The sequence below is a fragment of the Nocardioides sp. NPDC057767 genome (genome assembly GCF_042798275.1).
GTDB lineage: Bacteria > Actinomycetota > Actinomycetes > Propionibacteriales > Nocardioidaceae > Nocardioides.
Map to the genome: position 1 here is coordinate 1 of NZ_JBHVKJ010000068.1, position 18,862 is coordinate 18,862.

Below are 18,862 nucleotides of genomic sequence, written 5' to 3' on the forward strand. Positions count from 1 at the left end.
GGCTCGTCATGACGAGCCGACTCGGCGGGGGTTTAGGTCAGGACGCGCCGACTCGAAGGCTGGTCAGAAGGCGTGTGCCATCAGGTCGGCGTAGACCTCCTGCTCATCGACCTCCAGGCCCCTGGCCTGGAACCACTTCGCGACGTTGGTGATGTCGCGCAGCAGGAAGTCGAAACCCAGCGGGTTGCCGACCAGGTCGATGATCTGGGGAAGGTCGATGATGACCAGCCGGTCCTGCTGGGCCAGGATGTTGTAGGGCGAGAGGTCACCGTGGACCAGGCCCGCCTGCACCATCGTGGCCAGTGCCTCGACGAGCCCGTCCCACCACATCTCCAGGACGTGGCGCTCGGGGCGGGTCTGCGCGAGACGCGGTGCCGTCTCCAGCTCCCCGTTGCCGTCGTCGACCGCGATCCACTCCATCAGGATCTCGGTGCCGTCGATCTGCACCGGATAGGGGACCGGAAGGCCGAGGTTCCAGCAGCGTACGAGCGCGTTCCACTCGGCGTTGGCCCACTCGGCCTTGGCGACCTCGCGACCGAAGGTCGAGTTCTTCTTCAGCGCGCGCTCGTCGCGGGAGCGCTTGACCGAACGGCCCTCGGTGTAGCTCGCGGCCCGGTGGAAGGTGCGGTGGTCGGTGTCGCGATAGCGCTTGGCGACCATCAGCGCCTCCTGCTCCGGGACGAGCGGGTCCGCCCGCACGATCAGGAAGGCGTCGGCCTCCTTGCCGGTCTTGAGAATGCCGAGCTCGGTGTCGATGGCGCCCTGAGAGGTCACCACCCAGTCCGGGCGCGGCTCCGGTCCACGGGAGAGCGGCTCCACGGAGAGCCAGGTGGACCAGCGCTGTCCGTCCTCGAGGTCGTCGTAGGCCTGGAAGTCGAAGATGAAATTGGGGTCGATCCCATCGATGGGATCAGCGGAGATGTTCTCCTGAGTCACTTCGGGTGCTCCTGATACGAGAGGTGTGGTCTGTGGGCAGGCACAGGACAACGACAGTCATCGGTCTGCTCCTCTCGATCAGTGCGCCTCGTGGACGAGAACGCCGGTCGCGGTCCATGGTGGAGGACCGCGACCGGCGTACGCAACAGGTTTATTCGGCCCCTATCCGGCGACCAGCCAGATGTCGTCGTCCCCGATGACCAGGACACGTCCGTCCTCCAGCCCGAGGGCGGAGACTCCGTACGGCGCCGCGAGCTCGGCCGACTCCTCGCCGGAGGTGGCATCGAGATAGGTGTGCGTGTAGGCCGGGACGTCGCTCCCGATGGCGAGCGTGGCCAAGGACTGCGGGCCGTTCCCGTATCGGTCGATGACCGGTCCATTCACCTCGATGCCGGGGTAGACCTTCTTCGTCCCGTCCGATGCGCCATCAGAGGTTCGCGACAGATTCTCGCTCCACAGCCTCTTCCCGGTCGTGGGGGAGTACCCGGCGATCTGGTCGGTCCGGGTGAGCACGATCGAATCCGGGGTGGGTGAGAGCCGGGTCCTGTCCTCCTCCGAGGTCGGCCCGGTCTTGATCCGGAAGCTCGTGGCTCGGCGGCCTTCGAGGTCCGTGGTGACCACATCGTAGGCGTCACCTGACGGGTTGGAGACGTAGATCCGGTCGGTGAAGACTTCGACCTTGGGGTATCCGAGGTCGGGGCACGCAGTCGAAGTGGTCCATGCCCGTTTGCCCGCACGGGTGGCGGCGAAGTGACAGGTCCCGTCCTTGCGGGACATCCCGACGAGCAGGTCGCCGACCTGGGCGGCGACGTCGTCCGTGATGTCAACCGCGGGACCGAACGGCTCGCCGTCGCGTATCTGGAAGGCGGAACGCTTCGTCGGGTCGATGTCGGTCGCGATCGTCGGGACCCGCCGGACGGACGGGTGGTTCTCGAAGGTGTCGAAGCCGATGACGACCGGCGTCCAGAGATCGGTCGAGCCGCGCGAGGTGCGTGATGTCTCTCGACCGGAGACGTCGAAATGAGCGGTGACGCACCCGCTCTTCTCCGAGCATGCGACTGCGTCGAGCCCGCCGTCGCGGCTGATGGCGATGGGCAGGTAGAGATCGTCCATGGTGCGGTGCCAGAGGTCTTCGCCGTCCCGGTCGTACGTCGCGATGCTCTCGTTGCCGACGACCACGACGTGGCCACCGTCTCCGACGAACGCCCACGCGCCGACCTGATTCTCCTCGGCGATCTGCTTCCCTGATCCGAGGTCACGGATCGTCAGCTGGTCGTTGTCATAGGTGTAGATCCGGTCGCGTACGACGACCGCTTCATCGCCGCTGTCCTCGGCTGCCACGTGCCATACGACGTCGCCGGAGACCAGGTCGTGGGCCCGCCAGTGTCCGATCCCGACGAGCAGCGCGCCGACGCAGACCAGCACGCCGAAAGAGACGAGCGCCTTCTTGGCGCCGGACGAGACAGCCATGACTTCCCCCGAGATCCTCGTGCGACAGCCGCAGCGTAACGCCTGAGCACGGGGGAACGGCGAAGGGCGCGGGACGTCAGTGACCGCCGACGAGCGGCGCGACGGCCCGGGCGAGCAGGGAGCCCTTGCCGGTGGCGGTCTCCTCGGCGTCGGCCACGGTCATGGCGCGCAGGCCGGCGTTGACGCCGAGCCACCGCAGCGGCTCCGGCTCCCAGCGCGGGGAGACGTGACCGACCCAGGGGAGGGCGGTGAGGTCGGAGTCGGTGCCGATGATCAGGTCCCGCAGCGTACGGCCGGCGAGGTTGGTGGTCGCCACACCGTCGCCGACGTAGCCGCCGGCGTGGGCGATCCCGCTGGCCGGGTCGAAGCCGACCGAGGCGTGCCAGTCGCGCGGGATGCCGAGAACGCCGCCCCACCGATGGGTGATGCTGTGGCCGCGTACGGCCGGGAACAGCTCGACCAGGGTCTCCTGCAGGCGACGGTGGGTGCGCAGGTCGGAGGCGTCCGCGTGGGTGATCTTCGAGCCGAAGGAGTACGGAGCGCCCCGGCCGCCGAAGACGAGCCGGTCGTCCGCGGTGCGCTGCCCGTAGATCAGCAGGTGGCGGCCGTCGGAGAAGGTCTCGCGCTCCTCCAGGCCGATGCTCGCCCAGACCAGGTCGGTGAGCGGCTCGGTGGCGATGATGAGGGAGCGCACCGGGATGACCTCGCGCTCGAGACCGGCCAGCGTCGGGGTGTAGCCCTCGGTGGCGCGTACGACGACGTCGGCGGAGACCACGTCACGTTCGGTCCGCACGACGTGCGGCTCGATCGAGGTGACCCGGGTCTGCTCGTAGATCGTGACCCCGCGGGCCTCGACGGTGCGGGCGAGGCCGCGGACGAGCTTGGCCGGGTGGATCGCGGCACAGTCGGGGGTGTAGGTGGCACCGAGAGTGCCGGTCGCTGCGAGCCGCTTCTCGGCGGCCTCCTGGTCCAAGAGCGAGAGCTCAGCCTCGCCGAGGCCCCAGGAACGGGCGTGCTCGACCTCGTGCCGGGCGCGCTCGAGCTGGGCGGGCGTACGCGCCACGACGACCGTGCCGCCCTTGGCGATGTCGGCCTCGATGCCCTCCGCCGCGGCCACGCGAATCACCTCGTCGACGGTCTCCCGCATCGCCCGGTCCTGGGCGAGCGCGGCCTCCCGGGTCGAGCCCGCCGCCACCTTGTCGAGCGAGGCGGGGAACAGGGCCGAGCACCAGCCGCCGTTGCGGCCGGATGCCCCGAAACCGGCGACCTCGGCCTCGAGGATCACGATCTTCAGGTCGGGTCTGGCCTCCGCCAGGTAGTAGGCTGTCCACAGGCCGGTGTAGCCGGCGCCCACGATCGCGACGTCGACCTCGAGGTCGCCCATCAGCGCGGGACGCGGCTCCCAGTCCTCGCCCGCGGTCTCGTGCCACAGGCTGATGCCGGAGTAGTTGTTCACCTCACGCCCCAGGCGTAGGTCTGCTTGTGCAGGTGGAGGTACATGAACGTCTCGGTGCTCACCACGCCCTCGATGGCGCGGATCTTGCTGGAGACGAGGTTGAGGAGCGCCTCGTCGCTCTCGGCCACGACCTCGACGAGGAGGTCGTAGGAGCCGGCGGTGATGACGATGTAGTCGACCTCGTCGAGCTTGCCGAGCTCGTCGGCGATGCCCTCGATCGGCCCGGAGGTGCGTACGCCGATCATGGCCTGCCGAGCGAAGCCGAGCTCGAGCGGGTCGGTGACCGCGACGACCTGCATGACGCCGCTGTCGACGAGGCGCTGCACCCGCTGGCGCACCGCGGCCTCACTGAGGCCGACCTCCTTGCCGATGGCGGCGTAGCTGCGCCGCCCGTCTTGCTGGAGCTGCTCGATGATCAGCTTGTTGACCTCGTCGAGGTGAGCGCCCCCGTTGCGCTTGCGAGTGGTCATGGCGCCCAGTCAACCTGTTTGCCTCCGCCAGATGCAACGAAATCCGTCGTGTGTAACGAACAATTTCCATGATTCCGTACCTTCTGTGTGGCTGAAGGCCTCCGGAGTTGTCATAGTGGGCGTCGTGAACCATGTGTCGCTGACCGATGCGAAGCCTGCCGTCTACTGGCTCGACGACCCTGCGCGACCCGCTCCGCTACCGCCGCTGCTCGGGGTGGAGTCGGCGGATCTGGTGGTCGTCGGAGGCGGCTACTCGGGGCTGTGGACGGCGCTGCTGGCCCGGATGCGGTTTCCGTCGTGGTCGGTGGTCGTGCTCGAGGCCGGCCGCTGCGGCGATCAGGCATCGGGACGCAACGGCGGCTTCGCCGAGGCGTCCCTGACCCACGGCTTCTGGAACGGTCTGGAGCGCTGGCCCGACGAGCTCGCGACCCTGGACCGGCTCGGCCAGCAGAACCTCGACGAGATGGCGGCGACCATCCAGGAGCACGGCATCGACTGCGACTGGCAGCTCACCGGCGCCCTCAACGTCGCCACCCGTCCCCATGAGGTCGACGACCTCGCCGAGTGGTCGGCGGCGCTGACCGAGCACGGCATCAAACACCGGCTGCTGGACGAGACCGGTGTGCGAGACGAGCTCCGCTCGCCGACCTACCTCGGCGGCCTGGAGGTGGTCGGCGACACAGCCACGGTCGAGCCGGCGCGGCTGGCCTGGGGGCTCCGGCAGGCCTGTCTGGACGCGGGTGTGGTCATCCACGAGGGCTCCGCGGTCACCGGTCTCGCCCGGGACGGAGCGGGGATGCGGGTCTCGACTCTCGCCGGGTCGGTCCGGGCCGGGAGGGTGGCACTGGCCACCAACGCCTTCCCGCCCTTGCTTCGGCGACTGAGGATGATGACGGTCCCGGTCTACGACTACGTACTCATGACCGAGCCGCTCTCACCGGCGCAGATGGACGCCATCGGCTGGGCCAACCGGCAGGGAGTCAGCGACTCCGCCAACCACTTCCACTACTACCGGCTGACCAGGGACAACCGGATCCTGTGGGGTGGCTACGACGCGATCTACCACTTCGGCTCGAAGATCTCGCCGGAGCTGGAGACGGGCGCGACCCACGACAAGCTCGCGAGCCACTTCTTCGAGACGTTCCCGCAGCTCGAGGGGCTGCGCTTCACCCACCGCTGGGCCGGTGTCATCGACACCTGCACCCGCTTCTCGGCCTTCTTCGGCAAGGCGTACGCCGGCCGTGTCGCCTACGCGCTGGGCTACACCGGTCTCGGCGTCGGGGCCACCCGCTTCGGCGCCCAGGTGATGCTCGACCTGCTCAGCGGTGAGCAGACGGAGCGTACGTCGCTGGAGATGGTGCGCTCCAAGCCGTTGCCGTTCCCGCCCGAGCCCGCCCGGTACGCGGGCATCTCGATGATGGTCCGCTCGCTCGGCAAGGCCGATGCGAACGGTGGCCGCCGCGACCTGTTCCTGCGGACGATGGACCGGCTCGGGCTCGGCTTCGACTCCTGATCCGGCTCAGGCGGCCTTCTGCGCCGCCGCGACCCGCTCGCGGAGCTTGGCGTGGATCTCCTCCGGCGTGCGCTGCGTACGCTGACGGTGGTTGCGCGCGATGATGACGCCTGTCGCGGTGACCCCGGCCAGACCGGCGAGACCGACGATCTTCCACACGCGTGCACTGCCCAAACCCATTGAGGACCCCCTGCTCGAGATGTCTGACGAGACCACTATCTCCCTTGCCGACGCCGTGGACCAGACCCGCACCGGCGATCTGTGGCTCTTCCGCGGCCGGTCGGTCGCCGACCGGGCGATCCGGATGCTCAGCAACGCCCCGGTCAACCACGTCGGAATGGCCGTCGTGCTCGACGACCTGCCACCGCTGATGTGGCACGCCGAGCTCGGCAAGGGGCTGCTCGACCTCTACACCGGCACCCACCACCGCGGCGTGCAGCTCCACGACCTGCGGGCCGCGGTCGAGCAGTGGGCCGGCCGCTACGAGCAGCAGGTCTGGCTGCGCCAGCTCACCGCCGACATCAACCGGGAGCGCGAGGATGCCCTGCTCCGCACGATCGCGCGCCTCGACGGCACTCCGTTCCCCTCGACCGTGAACCTGGCCGGGCGCTGGGCCCGGGGGAGGGTCCGCTCGAAGGCCGGGATCGAGCAGGTCTACTGCGCCGAGGTCGTCGCGGCCACCTACCAGGAGATGGGGCTGCTCGACGACGAGCGCCCCACCAACTACTACGACCCGGGCCGCTTCTGGTCCGGCGACCACCTGACCCTGCAGGACGGTGCCGTCCTGGGGAGCGAGGTACGCGTCGTCGGCTGATCCGGGTCAGAGCATCGTGGAGGCCTTCTCCAGCACCCGTCGCAGGATCTGCTCCATCTCGTCGAACTCGGCCTGGCCCACGGTGAGCGGCGGGGAGAGCTGGATGACGGGCTCGCCGCGGTCGTCGGCTCGGCAGTAGAGGCCCTCGGACCACAGCGCCTTGGAGACGTACCCGTAGAGGATCCGCTCGCACTCCTCCGCGGTGAACGTCTCACGAGTCTCGCGGTCCTTGACCAGCTCGATGCCGTAGAAGTAGCCGGTGCCGCGTACGTCGCCGACGACCGGCAGGTCCTTCAGCTTCTCCAGGGTGGCGCGGAACGCGGCCTCGTTGCGGCGTACGTTGCCGAGCAGATCCTCGGCCTCGAACAGGTCGAGGTTGGCCATCGCCACCGCGGTGGAGACGGGGTGACCGCCGAAGGTGTAGCCGTGGTAGAACGTCTCCTCACCGGTCAGGAAGGGCTCCATCAGCCGGTCGGAGATGATCGTGGCGCCCAGCGGTGCGTAGCCCGAGGTCAGCCCCTTCGCCGAGGTGATCATGTCGGGGACGTAGCCGAACCGCTCCGCGCCGAACATCGTGCCGAGCCGCCCGTAGGCGCAGATGACCTCGTCGGAGACGAGGAGCACGTCGTGCTCGTCGCAGATCTCCCGCACCCGCTGGAAGTAGCCCGGGGGCGGCGGGAAGCAGCCGCCCGAGTTCTGCACGGGCTCGAGGAAGACCGCGGCGACGGTGTCGGGGCCCTCGGCGCGGATCGCGATGTCGATCTGGTCCGCGCACCAGCGGCCGAACGCCTCCGGGTCGCTCCCGTCCATCAGCCCGCCGGTGATCTCGAAGGCCCGGTAGATGTTGGTGTTCGGCACCCGGAAGGTCGAGGGGACCAGCGGCTCGAACGGCGCCTTGATGTCGGCCAGCCCGGTGATCGACAGCGCCCCGTGGGTGGTGCCGTGGTAGGCGATGTTGCGCCCGATCACCTTGTGCTTGCCCGGCTTGCCACGCAGCTTGAAGTAGTTCTTGGCCAGCTTCCACGCGGTCTCGACGGCCTCGGAGCCGGAGTTGGTGAAGAAGACCCGGTTGAGGTCACCGGGAGCGAGCGAGGCCAGCCGCGCGGCCAGCTCGATGGCCGGCTCGTGCGCGTAGGACCACAGCGGGTGGAAGGCCAGCTGCTTGGCCTGCGCCGCGCCGGCGTCGGCGAGCTCGGCGCGCCCGTGGCCGACCTGGGTGACGAAGAGGCCGGCGAGTCCGTCGAGGTAGCGGTTGCCGTCGATGTCGTAGATGTAGGCACCCTCGCCCCGGGCGATGATCGGCACGTCTGCCTCGGCGTAGCTCGAATGCCGCGTGAAGTGCATCCAGAGGTGGTCCTTGGCGTCGCGCTGCAGCTGCTCGTGGTTGCCGGTCATGACTCAATGGTCACCCAATGCATCTCGCTTCCGCAAGCGAATCAGTTTCAAAGTGCGATTTTCACTGCGGATTCAGTTGTGACATCGCTGTTACAGGAAGGAGTTAGTCTCTACCGCATGGCTGACCAGATCTTCAGGAACGTGATCGGCGGCGAGCTGTGCGATGCTGCCGACGCCGCGACGTACGACGTCCTCGACCCCGCCACCGGTGAGGTCTACGCCCAGGCTCCGATGTCGACCGAGGCCGACGTCGACAAGGCGTACGCCGCCGCCGCATCGGCCTTCGAGACCTGGGGCGAGACCACGCCCCAGGAGCGCAGCCTGGCCCTGCTCCGGATCGCCGACGCGATGGAGGCCCGGGCCGAGGAGCTGACCGCCGTGGAGGTCAAGGACACCGGCAAGCCGTTCCAGCTGACGTTGGAGGAGGAGCTGCCACCGACGATCGACCACTTCCGGTTCTTCGCGGGCGCCGCCCGGACCCTGGAGGGGAAGAGCGCGGGGGAGTACCTGGCCGATCACACCTCCTGGATCCGGCGTGAGCCGATCGGCGTGATCGGGCAGGTCACGCCCTGGAACTACCCGCTCGCGATGATGTCGTGGAAGATCGCGCCCGCGCTCGCCGCCGGCAACACCGTCGTGCTCAAGCCCTCCGACACCACCCCGGCCAGCTCGTCCCTGCTGGCCGAGCTGGCCCAGGAGTTCCTGCCGCCCGGCGTGCTCAACCTCGTCACCGGTGACCGCGACACCGGTCGCGCGCTGATCCGGCACAGTACGCCGCAGATGGTCGCCATCACCGGCTCGGTGCGCGCCGGCATGGAGGTCGCCGCGAGCGCGGCGGCCGACGTCAAACGTGTCCACCTCGAGCTCGGCGGCAAGGCGCCGGTGATCGTCTTCGGCGACGCCGACATCGACAAGGCGGTCGCGGGCATCGCCGCTGCCGGATACTTCAACGCCGGCCAGGACTGCACGGCCGCGACCCGGGTGCTGGTGCAGGCAGGCGTCCACGACGAGTTCGTCGCCGCCCTGGCCGAGGCGGCCCGCAACACCACCGTCGGCCTCCCCGCCGACAACCGCGACGTGGGCGCGCTCAACAACCCGGGTCAGCTCGCCCGGGTCGCAGGCATGGTCGAGCGACTCCCGGACCACGCCACGATCGCGGCCGGGGGAGCGCCGGCCCGGGTGGAGGGCGGTGAGAACGGCTACTTCTACCAGCCCACGGTCCTGGCCGGCCTGCGCCAGGACGACGAGCAGATCCAGAACGAGATCTTCGGCCCGGTGATCACCGTGCAGCGGTTCGCCGACGAGGCCGAGGCGCTCCGGTGCGCCAACGACGTCGACTACGGTCTCGGGTCGAGCGTGTGGACCAGGGACCACGGCACCGCGATGCGGGTCAGCAAGCGCCTCGACTTCGGCGTCGTGTGGATCAACACCCACATCCCCTACATCTCCGAGATGCCCCACGGCGGCTTCAAGCACTCCGGCTACGGCAAGGATCTCTCCGTCTACGGCTTCGAGGACTACACCCGGATCAAGCACGTGATGTCGTTCGTCGGTGAGTAATCCGCTAGACAAACATCCAGGTGTGCGACCCTCGATGTGCGGGCCGGGGGATCCCGTGAAAGCATCGAGCGCCGTTTCGCGTACCTCCGCGACGTGGTGCCAGCAATGGAAGCAGTCGAACCCCCACACGAGGTGCACCCCACATGTCAGCCAAGCAATGGCGGACAGATGTCCAAGGTCTCCGGGCCATTGCCGTAGGCCTGGTCGTCGCTGCCCATGCGGGCATCCCCAACACCGAGGGCGGCTTCGTCGGCGTCGACGTCTTCTTCGTCCTCTCCGGCTTCCTGATCACCACGCTGCTGCTGCGCGAGGCCGACACGTCGGGCACCGTCAGCATCCCGCAGTTCTACGCCCGCCGCGCCCGCCGCATCCTGCCGGCGGCCACTCTCGTGATCCTGGTCGTCCTGGCGTACGCCGCCTGGCAGTTGCCCACCACGCGGCTCACCGACGCCGCCGCCGACGGCACCTGGGCGGCGTTCTTCCTGGCCAACGTGCACTTCGCCGCCGAGGGCGTGCAGTACTTCCAGCCCAGCGAGCCCTCGCCGTTCCAGCACTACTGGTCGCTCTCGGTCGAGGAGCAGTTCTACCTGGTCTGGCCCGTGCTGGCGCTCCTGCTCATCCCCAGGCTCGGCCGCAAGGGCTTCACGATCGTCGCCGCGGTGATCGCGGTCGCCAGCCTGGCCTGGTCGGTTCACGCCACCGGCGAGAACCCCACCGCCGCCTACTTCTCCACGCCCGCACGCGCCTACGAGCTCGCCGCCGGAGCGCTGCTGGCCTGCTGGGGCGGCCGGCTCAAGGGTGCCGCGAGCGTCGCCGCAGGCTTCGGTGGAGCGGCGGCGATCGTCGTCTCGACCGTCGTGTTCAGCGAGGCCACCCCGTTCCCCGGCTGGCAGGCGCTGGTGCCCACGCTGGGCACGGTCGCGCTGCTGGCCTCGGGCGCGAACGCCCCGACGGCGACGCTGCTCGCCGTGCGCCCGCTGCGCTACGTCGGCGACATCTCCTACTCGCTCTACCTGTGGCACTGGCCGCTGATCGTGCTCGGCCCCGAGCTCCTCCGTCTCGGCAGCGCCGCCCTCGAGATGACGATCTCGGTCGCCGCCGCGCTGCTGCTCTCCGCGCTGAGCCACCGGTTCGTCGAGCTCCCGTTCCAGCGCAAGCAGGTGCCGATGCTCTCCCACGGGCTGCGCTCGCTGGTCCTGTGGCCGGTCGCGCTCGTGCTGGCGGTCGGCAGCGGCTGGCTGACGACCGGCTACGCGGCGTACGCGGAGAAGGAGCGCGCCGCCCAGGCAGAGGCTTGGTTCGCCGCCAACGAGGTCCCGGACACCGCCGCGGAGACCGGCGGTCCGCCGCAGGTGCAGCGCGAGCTGCGCGCCGCCCTCGAGATCGCCGACCGCGGTGGCCCGATCCCGCCGGCCGTGATCGGCGAGGAGATCACCGAGGACCGGTGGCAGAAGAGCTACGGCGACTGCTACGCCAACTACGGCGAGAGCCGGGGCGCCGAGTGCACCCTCGGCGACGCCGACGCGAAGAAGACCGTCGCCGTCGTCGGAGACTCGCACGCAGGGATGTGGCTGACCGCCTTCGACGACCTCGGCAAGGACAACGGCTTCCGGGTCGTGCCGGTGGTCAAGGTCGGCTGCGCGCCCTACCCGGTCCAGCACCGCGGCAAGAGGATGACCCAGGCCGAGTGCGACGACTTCCGCGACTGGTCCGCGGACCGCCTCGAGAGCCTCGACCCCGACGCGATCGTCTCCACGGCCCGCGGCCAGCTCTTCATGCCCAAGACCTACGACGGGATGGACCGCGACGAGCAGTGGTCACAGGCCGTACGCAGCACGGTGAAGGCCTACCGAGAGATCTCCCGCAAGGTGGTCGTCCTGGGCGACGTACCGTCCGTGGACCACGACCCCGCCGACTGTCTCAGCGCCCCGGAGGCCGACCAGCTGTCCTGTCTCAGCGACCGGGACTCGCGCGAGACCAGCAGCAACGAGGTCACCGAGGCGGCCGTGAAGGGCACCCGGGCGGCGTACGTCGACACCCAGCGCTTCGTCTGCGCCGATGACCGCTGCCCGCTGGTCGTGGGGGAGAAGGTCACCTACTACGACGACTCGCATCTGACCGAGTCGTGGGTCCGGCACGTCACGCCGCGGCTCGGTGTCATCCTCGCACCGCTGATCTGACGGAGATTTAACTGGGACGCCCGTTTCGAGATTTGCCTTCGCGTGCATCTTTGTGGCTTAATTGTGGCCAGACGTTGCAAAACGTTTCATGCACAGCCCTGGACCCGTGGGGGAGTCCGGGGCTGCTGCTATTTCTCCTGATGTTTTCCGGCCCTCAACCGCAGCCGCTTGGCGCCCTCTCAGCCTCTGCTGGGAGAATGATCCGGTGAACGATCAGCGACCACGCGACGTGGTGATCCTCGGCTCGACCGGGTCCATCGGCACCCAGGCGCTCGACCTGGTGCGGGCCAACCCTGACCGGTTCCGGGTCGTCGGACTGACCGCGGGCGGGTCCAACAAGGAGCTGTTCGAGGCCCAGGTTGCCGAGTTCGCGCCCAAGTTCTCCGGGCTGGGGGAGGAGGCCTCGGTCGAGGCCGCCGCCCAGGCCGCCGACGTGGTGCTCAACGGGATCACCGGCGCCGTCGGTCTCCGCCCGACGCTGGCCGCGCTCGAGGCCGGCAACACGCTCGCGCTGGCCAACAAGGAGTCGCTGATCATCGGCGGGCCGCTGGTCAAGCGGATCGCGCGCGAGGGGCAGATCGTCCCGGTCGACTCCGAGCACTCCGCGATCGCGCAGTCGCTGCGTGCCGGCCGGGCGGAGGAGGTGCGCAAGCTGGTGCTGACCGCCTCCGGCGGCCCGTTCCGTGGCCGCTCCCGCGACGAGCTCGCCCAGGTCACCCCGGCGCAGGCGCTCAAGCACCCCAACTTCGCGATGGGGCGGGTGATCACGACCAACTCCGCCACCCTGGTCAACAAGGGTCTCGAGGTCATCGAGGCACATCTGCTCTTCGACGTACCCTTCGACCGGATCGAGGTCGTCGTCCACCCGCAGCAGTACATCCACTCGATGGTCGAGTTCACCGACGGCGCCGTGGTGGCCCAGCTCGGGCTGCCCACGATGCTGGTGCCGATCTCGATGGGCATGGCCTGGCCCGAGCGCGTCCCCGACGCCGAGACGCCGATCGATTGGACCAAGGCCGCCGACTGGCGCTTCGAGCCGCTCGACGACGACGCCTTCCCCGCGGTGCGGCTGGCGCGTGAGGCCGGCACCCGCGCCGGCACCCACCCCGCCGTCTACAACGCCGCCAACGAGGTCTGCGTCGACGCCTTCCACGAGGGCCGGATCCCGTTCACCGGCATCGTGGACACGATTGCTGAGGTGATGGCAGCCCACCACGGCGTACGCTCTGAAAGCACGCTCACCATCGACGACGTGCTCGCCGCCGACGCCTGGGCGCGCGAAGAGGCCACCCGCATCCTGGAGACCCGCCCATGAGCTATCTGCTCTACACGTTGGCCGTGATCGGCTTCATCGTCGCGATCCTGGCCTCGATCGGGCTGCACGAGCTCGGCCACATGATCCCGGCGAAGGCGTTCGGCGGGAAGGTGACGCAGTACTTCATCGGCTTCGGGCCGACGGTGTGGTCCAAGCAGATCGGCGAGACGGAGTACGGCCTCAAGGCGATCCCGCTCGGTGGCTACGTCAAGATCGTCGGCATGCTGCCGCCCGGCGCCGAGCAGCTGGGGGAGCGCACTGAGGACGGTGCCCTCCGGGTGCGCAAGTCCAACACCGGCATGTTCACCCAGCTGATCAGCGACGCGCGCTCGGCCGAGTGGGAGCTGATCCGCCCCGAGGACGAGCCGCGGCTCTTCTACAAGATGTCGTGGTGGAAGAAGGTCATCGTGATGGCCGGTGGGCCCTCGGTGAACATCGCGATCGCGTTCTTCGTGCTGTGGGGTGTCTTCGGCATCTACGGCGTCCGTGAGCCGGTCGTCAACGAGGGGCATCCGGTCGTCTCGAGCCTGCAGGAGTGCCTGCTGAGCTGGGAGGACCAGGGTCGCGAGTGCCGTCCCAGCGACAAGCCAACGCCGGCCGCCGACGCCGGCCTGAAGCCGGGTGACGAGCTGATCTCGTTCAACGGCACCGAGCTGACCTCGTGGTCGGTCGCCCAGAAGCTGATCCGCGACAACATGGACGGCGAGGCGACCATCGTCATCGAGCGCGACGGAGAGCGGATGACGCTGCAGACCCAGACCGTCGTCCAGGAGCGGATCAAGGACGTCGACGACACCAGCGCCGACCCGGAGACCGCGAAGGTCGGCTTCTTCGGGATGTCTCCCGAGTCGCACATCGTGACGACCAAGGAGGGCCCGGTCTACGCGCTGAAGGAGATGGGCGCGATGGCCGAGAACGCCGTCCACTCGCTCCTGCGCCTGCCGGTCAAGGTCTGGCACGTCGCGCTCGCGATCGTCGGTGTCGAGGAGCGCTCGGCCGACAGCCCGGTCAGCATCGTCGGCGGCGGCCGGATCGCCGGTGAGATCGCCGCCCACGAGGGTCTCGACGTCGCCGAGAAGGTCTCCAGCTTCGCGTTCCTGGTCGGTGGCTTCAACCTCTTCATCGGCATCTTCAACTTCGTCCCCCTTCTGCCGCTCGACGGCGGTCACATCGCGACGGCGCTGTGGGAAGGCATCCGCCGCGCCTTCGCGAAGGTCTTCCGGCGGCCCGACCCGGGACATGCCGACCCGGCGAAGCTGCTGCCGGTGGCGTACGTCGTGGCCTCGGCGCTCCTGGTGATGGGTGTTGTCCTGATCGTCGCCGACCTCGTCGTCCCGCTTCATCTCCAGGCCTGACCCGCACGTAAGATTGGTAGACATGACGTCCATCCCCCTCGGTATGCCGGAAGCGCCTGCTCCGGTGCTCGCCCCCCGCCGCAAGACCCGCCAGATCAAGGTCGGTTCGGTGGGTGTCGGCAGCGAGAGCCCCATCTCCGTGCAGTCGATGACGACCACGCTCACCTCCGACGTCAACTCGACCCTGCAGCAGATCGCCGAGCTCACCGCGTCCGGCTGCGACATCGTCCGGGTCGCCTGCCCGAGCCAGGACGACGCCGACGCGCTGCCGGCGATCGCGAAGAAGTCGCAGATCCCGGTGATCGCCGACATCCACTTCCAGCCGAAGTACGTCTTCGCCGCCATCGAGGCCGGCTGCGCGGCGGTCCGGGTCAATCCGGGCAACATCCGCAAGTTCGACGACCAGGTCAAGGAGATCGCCGCCGCCGCGAAGGACCACGGCACCTCGATCCGGATCGGTGTCAACGCGGGCTCGCTCGACAAGCGGCTGCTGGAGAAGTACGGCAAGGCCACCCCCGAGGCTCTGGTCGAGTCGGCGATCTGGGAGGCCTCGCTGTTCGAGGAGCACGGCTTCCACGACTTCAAGATCTCGGTCAAGCACAACGACCCGGTCGTGATGGTCCGCGCCTACGAGCTGCTCGCCGAGGCCGGTGACTGGCCGCTCCACCTCGGCGTCACCGAGGCCGGTCCGGCCTTCCAGGGCACGATCAAGTCCTCGGTCGCCTTCGGCCACCTGCTCAGCCAGGGCATCGGAGACACCATTCGCGTCTCGCTCTCGGCGCCGCCGGTCGAGGAGGTCAAGGTCGGCATCCAGATCCTGGAGTCGCTCAATCTCAAGCCGCGCCGCCTCGAGATCGTCTCCTGCCCGTCCTGCGGCCGCGCCCAGGTGGACGTCTACACGCTCGCCGAGCAGGTCACCGCCGGCCTCGACGGCCTCGAGGTCCCGCTCCGGGTAGCCGTCATGGGCTGCGTCGTCAACGGCCCCGGTGAGGCCCGCGAGGCCGACCTCGGTGTCGCCTCCGGCAACGGCAAGGGCCAGATCTTCGTCAAGGGCGAGGTCATCAAGACCGTCCCCGAAGCGGCCATCGTCGAGACCTTGATCGAGGAGGCGATGAAGATCGCCGAGGGCATGGAGCCCGTCGAGGGCGCCGGCGCGCAGGTATCCGTCAGCGGCTGAGGTGCTGTGGATGTTCACCGAGGTAACTCGGTGAACATCCACATCCCTCGTGGAGTTCCACGAGGTCAGCGAGCACTCGCCGAGTTACCTCGGTGAGCATTCCCGGGCTGGTCCGCCCCGCGACGGTTTCGAGGTTGTGGGACGGGTCGGGCGATGAGCATGTCGTCGGCATGGAACTCCGCCACGTCGATGCCGCTCATCAGTTCGGTATAGCGAGCGCCGTACTTCTCTTCGTCCCAATGAAGGCCCGCGACCGCCCAGGCCTCGTCGGCCGACACGGCCGTCATGGGCTCGGAGTAGCGATATCCGCTCTCCGGTAGCTCGTCGTACCAGAAGAACCGGGCGAGCGGGTCGACCATCGCGTACGAGCCGGTCATCTCATCGTTGTCCTCGGTCGTGATGAGCACGCTCTTGTAGCCCGGACGCTTGCGCACGAACTTTCGGTGTCGCTTCGCGAAGTTGCGGAACTCCTCGTCGGTGATCGCGGTCTTCGCGGAGTAGACCGGGAGCATTTTGAGCAGCTTCCATCTATCTGGCCTGATTGCGGCGAGGACAGCGTCGAAGTTCTCCCGGCAGTTCAGCTCGCTGACGACCGTGTTCACCTTGATCTCCGGCTTCCTGGTCCCCAGACGGTCGGCCGCCTGGCGAATAGCTTGGACTCGGATTGCGGCCTCCATGAGGTCGAAGACCTTGCCGCTACGCGTGACGCGACCGATCTCGCGATTGGAGCTGTGGAGCGAGGAGTCAACGCTGATCCCGACGACGTCGATGTTCTCTGCGGTCCACTCGGCGTCGAACCTTCGAAGCATGAGCCCATTGGTGACGTACGAGACGCGCGTCTTCAGTATCGATCGGGCGTAGTCGACGAGGTCGTCGATGTTCGGGAGCAGTGCCGGTTCGCCACCGACGAAGTTGAATCGGATGGGGCTGTCGGCGCCGCGGTCACGACGGAACTTGTCTGCGAGCTCCCACATGATGCGATACGCCGTTTCGGTGTCAACCCACACGCTCGTCTCCGCGCTTGACTCCTGGAGCAGGCCCCACTTACCGAAGCAGTAGGTGCACCGATAATTGCATCGCTCGGTCACGTGAAGGTTGACGACCATCTCGACGTCGGTCATTGGCGCATCCTTGCAGAAAGGATGCGCGTAACCGGGAGAACCGGAGTAACCGTGTTCCTGATTCGCGGTGTCGTTCAGCCCTGTGCGTGCGCCTGTTGCCGAAGCGCAGCGACGAGCTCGTCGTCGATGGTGAAAGCAGAGTCCAAGGTGAGGTCGGCATCCGCGAGAAGATCCTGGACGCCCAGGTCAGCGCGCTCGAAGATGCTGAAGCAGTTTCGAGTGGACACGCCCTCATGGATCCGCAGAAGCTCGGCGACTCGTGAGATCAGCGAGCCCATCACGATGTCGTCGACGATGACGGCCTCGACCTCGTGACCGATCACAGGATTGACCTCATTCCCGAGGTTGCGCTCCACGGGAAAGCCGAATCGCGGCGGACGAGAAGTGGTGCGCACCATCAGGAAGGGTACGCCGCAGAGTTCGGCGACTCGGCTGCCGACGAGGATGTTGCCCTCGCGCGCGGTTGCGATCACGGTCCTGTCCGGGTCGAGGCCGCCGAGCTTCCGGCGAACTCTGCGCGCCAGGAACTGGGCGAGGCTCTCGCGATGGTGGGGCGAACACGACGCGGAGTGCAGGTCGATGTAGACACTGATGGGGCTCCGCTTGTGGTATCCGACAAGGAGCGGAGCCTGTGCGACGAAGACGTACCCGGAAGTGATGGCCCGCACCGTGTCGTCCGTGATGCTCTCGAGCGCGGGACCGGCCGACCTGGGATCGAGCCGCACGATCAGATTGGGACGAGCTGGCGGTTCGGCTATTCGCTGGATCGCCGGGTCGGGTTGGAGATCGCGAGGGCGCTCGCCTCGGGTCGCCGCCTCTGCCAGCTCCCAGCGTCGTTCCCACTCTCGACTCCACTTTCGGATCCAGTCCGTGCGTTCCTCGCTGGCATAGGTGGTGGGCACCGCGGCGCGGACGATGGCCAGCAGGAGGTCACGAGGAACGAGGTTCGTGTTGGCCGTGGCTGCGTATGCTCGGCTGTTGCTGATGTTGGCACCCAACGCGACCTGTCCGATGCCCTTGCCGGTCCAGTTCTTGACCCATGCGCGGAGGTCCCGGTTGAGGATGGCAGGGCTGTCGTCAGGTTCGAGGGCCATCTCGTCCCTCCTGGAGCGTGGCCTGTTCGCGTTCGAGTCCTGGGTGGGTCTCGATCCAGTCCACCAGGAATCCAGCAAATGTATCGCCGTGCTCTTGACCGAGCGCCCGTTTCTAAAGAAGTTGTCGGTCCGACGTACGCAGGAAAGCCCGGTCCGAGTCCCGGACCGGGCTTCTTTCTTGTGCTCCGAGACGTCCCCCTGCGTACGCCTCGAAGGTCGAGGTGGTCTCACCAGTGCATCAGCCTCGAGACCACGCCGAGGAACCCGAGGTGGAGGAGCGCTCCGACCGGGTCCGTGGTGATCAGATGGCCCCAGGCGAGTGCGGCCTGGCCCATCTGGGTTCCGAGGGCGGTGGCGAAGCCGTCGAGCCCGCCGTGGGTCCACAGGTGGACGACGACGAACCGGAGACCCGGCACGACCAGGAACAGGACGAGTGCGGCCTTGACCGGGAGGATCCAGGGCAGCGAGCCGCTGCCGGTGGAGCTCAGGTTGCCGCTGCGTACCCAGCGGGTGCCGCTGCTGCCGTTGAAACGGACCTTGGTGCGGCCTGCGGCGGTGGCGACGACGACACCGCGCTTTCCGGAACGTACGCCGCCGCGGGCCCGGACGGTATCGCCGGGGCGCATGAAGTTGTTGATCATGACAGCGCTCCTCCCGTGAGGACGACGGAGGTGGACGAGGTGCCGGCGGCTGCCTGGCACGTGGGCGGCTCGGCGCTGAGCAGCTGGTTGAAGCCGAACACGACAAGAAGCGTGACGGCGAAGGTGGCGATGCTGAACTTGTGGTTCCTCATGGTCATCATCTCCTTCAGCGGTAGGGCCCGTTGGTGGGGCCGGCGCTGTCCCGATGGGGACATCTCCAAGGTGGCGGAGCCCACATCCGTCTCGCCAGAGGGCGGGCGGGAGTGGGGACGATGTGAAGACAGTCCCAGGTGAGTTGGGACGTTTCTGGGACAGAATTGGGACGCCTGCGGGATACTCTCAACCGCGAACGCGGGCGACTCGGC

Annotated in this window: 17 protein-coding genes; 7 read left to right on the forward strand and 10 right to left on the reverse strand. The window is 68.2% G+C overall.

Features of this window, described 5'->3' with window-relative positions:
* Positions 1-63: 63 nt before the first annotated feature.
* The 4 genes from ACFVDI_RS25095 to ACFVDI_RS25110 all read right to left on the reverse strand — a co-directional run bounded on the left by ACFVDI_RS25095 (position 64) and on the right by ACFVDI_RS25110 (position 4,332).
* Positions 64-936, reverse strand: a complete 873-nt coding sequence (locus ACFVDI_RS25095) for a serine protein kinase RIO (RefSeq protein ID WP_378911510.1) — start codon at positions 934-936, stop codon at positions 64-66.
* A gap of 162 nt (positions 937-1,098) precedes the next feature.
* Entirely contained in the window at positions 1,099-2,406 is a 1,308-nt protein-coding gene (locus ACFVDI_RS25100; protein WP_378911511.1) for a hypothetical protein, read from the reverse strand.
* Positions 2,407-2,482: 76 nt separating this feature from the next.
* Positions 2,483-3,862, reverse strand: coding sequence for an NAD(P)/FAD-dependent oxidoreductase (locus tag ACFVDI_RS25105; RefSeq protein WP_378911512.1), 1,380 nt, complete (start codon positions 3,860-3,862; stop codon positions 2,483-2,485).
* Positions 3,859-4,332 carry an Lrp/AsnC family transcriptional regulator gene (locus ACFVDI_RS25110; protein ID WP_008363265.1) on the reverse strand — a complete coding sequence of 158 codons (474 nt, stop codon included), beginning with the start codon at positions 4,330-4,332 and terminating at the stop codon, positions 3,859-3,861. The genes ACFVDI_RS25105 and ACFVDI_RS25110 overlap by 4 nt, the downstream gene beginning before the upstream one ends.
* A gap of 124 nt (positions 4,333-4,456) precedes the next feature.
* Here ACFVDI_RS25110 and ACFVDI_RS25115 point away from each other — a divergent pair, with 124 nt between their 5' ends.
* Positions 4,457-5,845, forward strand: a complete 1,389-nt coding sequence (locus ACFVDI_RS25115) for an NAD(P)/FAD-dependent oxidoreductase (protein ID WP_378911513.1) — start codon at positions 4,457-4,459, stop codon at positions 5,843-5,845.
* 6 nt (positions 5,846-5,851) lie between these two features.
* Here ACFVDI_RS25115 and ACFVDI_RS25120 read toward each other — a convergent pair whose 3' ends face one another.
* Positions 5,852-6,004, reverse strand: a complete 153-nt coding sequence (locus tag ACFVDI_RS25120; protein ID WP_378911514.1) for a hypothetical protein — start codon at positions 6,002-6,004, stop codon at positions 5,852-5,854.
* A gap of 40 nt (positions 6,005-6,044) precedes the next feature.
* Between ACFVDI_RS25120 and ACFVDI_RS25125 the strand changes: the two genes are divergently transcribed.
* Entirely contained in the window at positions 6,045-6,659 is a 615-nt protein-coding gene (locus ACFVDI_RS25125) for a hypothetical protein (protein WP_378911515.1), read from the forward strand.
* A gap of 6 nt (positions 6,660-6,665) precedes the next feature.
* Here the strand turns inward: ACFVDI_RS25125 and ACFVDI_RS25130 are convergent, their stop codons facing one another.
* A complete protein-coding gene (locus ACFVDI_RS25130) occupies positions 6,666-8,054 on the reverse strand; it encodes an aspartate aminotransferase family protein (RefSeq protein WP_378911517.1) in 1,389 nt (462 codons plus the stop codon).
* A 117-nt stretch (positions 8,055-8,171) separates the two neighbouring features.
* Here ACFVDI_RS25130 and ACFVDI_RS25135 point away from each other — a divergent pair, with 117 nt between their 5' ends.
* The 5 genes from ACFVDI_RS25135 to ispG all read left to right on the forward strand — a co-directional run bounded on the left by ACFVDI_RS25135 (position 8,172) and on the right by ispG (position 15,641).
* A complete protein-coding gene (locus ACFVDI_RS25135; protein ID WP_378911518.1) occupies positions 8,172-9,614 on the forward strand; it encodes a gamma-aminobutyraldehyde dehydrogenase in 1,443 nt (480 codons plus the stop codon).
* A 143-nt stretch (positions 9,615-9,757) separates the two neighbouring features.
* Positions 9,758-11,794 carry an acyltransferase family protein gene (locus ACFVDI_RS25140; RefSeq protein WP_378911519.1) on the forward strand — a complete coding sequence of 679 codons (2,037 nt, stop codon included), beginning with the start codon at positions 9,758-9,760 and terminating at the stop codon, positions 11,792-11,794.
* 205 nt (positions 11,795-11,999) lie between these two features.
* Positions 12,000-13,109: a 1-deoxy-D-xylulose-5-phosphate reductoisomerase gene (gene dxr, locus ACFVDI_RS25145; RefSeq protein ID WP_378911521.1), complete on the forward strand. Its 1,110-nt coding sequence runs from the start codon at positions 12,000-12,002 to the stop codon at positions 13,107-13,109.
* The gene (locus ACFVDI_RS25150; protein ID WP_378911522.1) at positions 13,106-14,464 is read left to right on the forward strand and encodes a M50 family metallopeptidase; all 1,359 of its coding nucleotides are present in this window, start codon (positions 13,106-13,108) and stop codon (positions 14,462-14,464) included. Before dxr ends, ACFVDI_RS25150 begins: the two co-directional genes overlap by 4 nt.
* 22 nt (positions 14,465-14,486) lie before the next feature.
* Positions 14,487-15,641 (forward strand): flavodoxin-dependent (E)-4-hydroxy-3-methylbut-2-enyl-diphosphate synthase, encoded by a 1,155-nt coding sequence (gene ispG / locus ACFVDI_RS25155; protein ID WP_378911523.1) that lies wholly within the window; start codon positions 14,487-14,489, stop codon positions 15,639-15,641.
* A gap of 65 nt (positions 15,642-15,706) precedes the next feature.
* On the opposite strand, the gene ACFVDI_RS25160 is transcribed toward ispG, so the two are convergent.
* From ACFVDI_RS25160 to ACFVDI_RS25175, 4 genes are all read right to left on the reverse strand, one after another.
* Positions 15,707-16,762: a viperin family antiviral radical SAM protein gene (locus tag ACFVDI_RS25160; protein WP_378911524.1), complete on the reverse strand. Its 1,056-nt coding sequence runs from the start codon at positions 16,760-16,762 to the stop codon at positions 15,707-15,709.
* 74 nt (positions 16,763-16,836) lie between these two features.
* Positions 16,837-17,760 (reverse strand): hypothetical protein, encoded by a 924-nt coding sequence (locus tag ACFVDI_RS25165; RefSeq protein ID WP_378911525.1) that lies wholly within the window; start codon positions 17,758-17,760, stop codon positions 16,837-16,839.
* Positions 17,761-18,083: 323 nt separating this feature from the next.
* Entirely contained in the window at positions 18,084-18,497 is a 414-nt protein-coding gene (locus tag ACFVDI_RS25170; protein ID WP_378911526.1) for a hypothetical protein, read from the reverse strand.
* Positions 18,494-18,649, reverse strand: coding sequence for a hypothetical protein (locus tag ACFVDI_RS25175; RefSeq protein WP_378911527.1), 156 nt, complete (start codon positions 18,647-18,649; stop codon positions 18,494-18,496). Before ACFVDI_RS25175 ends, ACFVDI_RS25170 begins: the two co-directional genes overlap by 4 nt.
* Positions 18,650-18,862 lie beyond the last annotated feature (213 nt).